The sequence below is a fragment of the Okeania sp. SIO2B9 genome (assembly GCF_010672505.1).
Classification (GTDB): Bacteria; Cyanobacteriota; Cyanobacteriia; order Cyanobacteriales; family Microcoleaceae; genus Okeania; species Okeania hirsuta.
On the sequence record NZ_JAAHGK010001277.1, the window covers coordinates 1 to 2,180 of the forward strand.

4 protein-coding genes are annotated in these 2,180 nt (G+C 39.4%); 1 reads left to right on the forward strand and 3 read right to left on the reverse strand.

All coding sequences use genetic code 11. From position 1 onward, the window contains the following. Positions 1-93: 93 nt before the first annotated feature. Positions 94-381 (reverse strand): reverse transcriptase domain-containing protein, encoded by a 288-nt coding sequence (locus F6K13_RS35525; RefSeq protein ID WP_339379441.1) that lies wholly within the window; start codon positions 379-381, stop codon positions 94-96. Beyond that, positions 366-569, reverse strand: a complete 204-nt coding sequence (locus tag F6K13_RS35530) for a reverse transcriptase domain-containing protein (protein ID WP_338043199.1) — start codon at positions 567-569, stop codon at positions 366-368. Before F6K13_RS35530 ends, F6K13_RS35525 begins: the two co-directional genes overlap by 16 nt. Before the next feature lie 12 nt (positions 570-581). Here F6K13_RS35530 and F6K13_RS29790 point away from each other — a divergent pair, with 12 nt between their 5' ends. Beyond that, positions 582-875, forward strand: a complete 294-nt coding sequence (locus F6K13_RS29790; protein ID WP_338043200.1) for a zinc ribbon domain-containing protein — start codon at positions 582-584, stop codon at positions 873-875. An 83-nt stretch (positions 876-958) separates the two neighbouring features. Here the strand turns inward: F6K13_RS29790 and F6K13_RS29795 are convergent. Then, positions 959-2,180 (reverse strand): serine hydrolase (locus F6K13_RS29795; protein ID WP_287289376.1); only part of this gene is annotated, 1,222 nt, incomplete at its 5' end.

The window sequence follows — 2,180 nt, forward strand, 5'->3', positions numbered from 1 at the left end:
AAAAAAACTTTCTCCTTCTTCTCCTGTTGTTCTTCTTTATTACCTCTTTCCTCCTGACTCCTGAGGACTGACTCCTGAGGACTCCGTAGTTATTTATTTATCACTGTTTAACCGGACATGATATAAGCCTATATTGGTGAGCAATGGACTAATTACTCCTCCTTGGGGGGTTCCTTCATGTGTTGGGTTGTATATTCCTTTGTCAATGTATCCTGCCTTCAACCACTGCTTGATTGTTTTCCTAGCTGGATGTGTTCCAACTAAGTTGAGGATGGTTTCGTGGCTTACATTATCAAAGAATCCTTTGATGTCAGCATCTAGAACCCATGTGTCTGTACCTTGATAGAGCTTTAGAAAGCATTGAGCTATGGATCGTGGCAACTTCTACCAACTCTAAAACCGTAAGAGTTAGCTTCAAATTGGCTTTCCCACTCAGGTTCTAATGAGTGTTTAACTATTGTTTGAAGCACTCTGTTTCCTATGGTAGGGATTCCGAGTGGCCGCTTCTTACCGTTGGCTTTTGGAATGTACACTGTAGGGTTTTCCCTGTTGTATCGGTTAAAGTTCACGAAGTAGTTAGGATGGCTACCTTTTCTGCATCTTGGCTTGGGTTTGTTGGAAACGAGGGGTATATTTCGGCAAGGTTGACTACAGAATATACAAGTCAAATTTGTCCGAATTGTGGAATATATACAGGTAAAAAAAACCTATCTGAATGTACTAATAAATGCCGTGAATGTCACTACGAAATCAACTGTGATGTGGCAGCAGCAAAAGTAATTTGTCATCAAGGTGTCACTGCGGTCGGGCAGACCGTGGTTCAACAAATTGACGCTCGTTGGCCTACTGTCGGGAGTTGGAAACAATCTAGATAAGTGCCACTTAAGCATTAAACCTAAATCGTGAGGTTTGGGAATCCCTCGTTATAATCGAGCGATTTAACGAGGGAGGATGTCAACTAGAGCAAACCATCATTATCCATTAGATATTTTGCCACCTTATTAATAGAGGTACGAATTTGGGGATCGCGTCCGCCACGACTATCAATTACAGTAATTACATACACTTCACCATTAATACTTAATCCTAAAGTAGTACCCAGAGCGCGAGAATTTTCTCCCGTCTTTTCACCAAGCCACTTAACTTCTGGCAATTCTTCTAGGGCAGCATATCCCAATAACCTATCCTTCTGACGGGCTAAGGCTTCTATCAATACATCAGAATTTGGATACTCATAATTATATATTGAAACCATCATGTCTGTCAGTTCGTTGCTAGTCAGGGTATTGCGACCTTTACCAGGATTTTTGGGCATGATCCGGTTACCCATCAGTTTGTAGTTGACACTCATCACTTTGTAGCCATCGTCTTTGAGAACTTTATTAATATAAGGTTGTCCTAAATAATCAATAAGTTGATTTGTGGCAATATTGCTACTGTGGTCAATCATTTGCCCAACCAAAGTTTTGAGGGGATAGGGTTTTCTTGCCCTAATTTCTGAGGCATCTTCGGTAAAGTTTCCCCTACTCACATATATAGGAGTATCTAAACTGATATTTTCTTTGGATACTTTCTGCATTGTTGCTACAGCAATTGGAACTTTAATTAAACTAGCAGGACTAGCGGGTGGTTTATTCCCGTTTAGGTCTAAACATTCTCGCCGGAGGTTACAAATAGCGATCGTTGCTCTGCTAGATAAACCACTATCTTTACGAATTTTCTCTAAAAAGTTTGATTTGGTTAGATTTAATTGATAAGAAGAATCATCTAGACTACGCTTGTATTCCTCGATCTTTTTAGTAGTTTTTTTTGCTATAAATGAATCGGTGGGAATTGCTTCTAAATTATAAATAGCTTGTTGCCAGAGGTGTTTTTCTGTTTCTCTAGTTTTGACAGTTGCATTTGGCGTTCCTCCTACTTCTGATGCTTGATTGCCAAGGGCTAATGCTTGATTCCAGTTATCATTTGCTCGTTGTTCAATTAATATTTGAACTTCAATTTCTTGTAATTTTTGTAGTAAGTTTTGTTGCTTTTCTAATACACTGTTATTCTGATCAGAAAAGAATAATGGCTTTCTGGGAGTAGGTAGAGATTCTAATTTCGCAACTGTGCGATCGCGCAGCTCATAGAGTTCTTGTAAAGACTGAGTATAGAGATTTCCTGGGCAGAAGAATCTTATA

Excerpts from the sequence above, each read along its gene's own strand:
- F6K13_RS29790 (WP_338043200.1), top strand. The coding sequence starts at position 582 with ATGGCTACCTTTTCTGCATCTTGGCTTGGGTTTGTTGGAAACGAGGGG.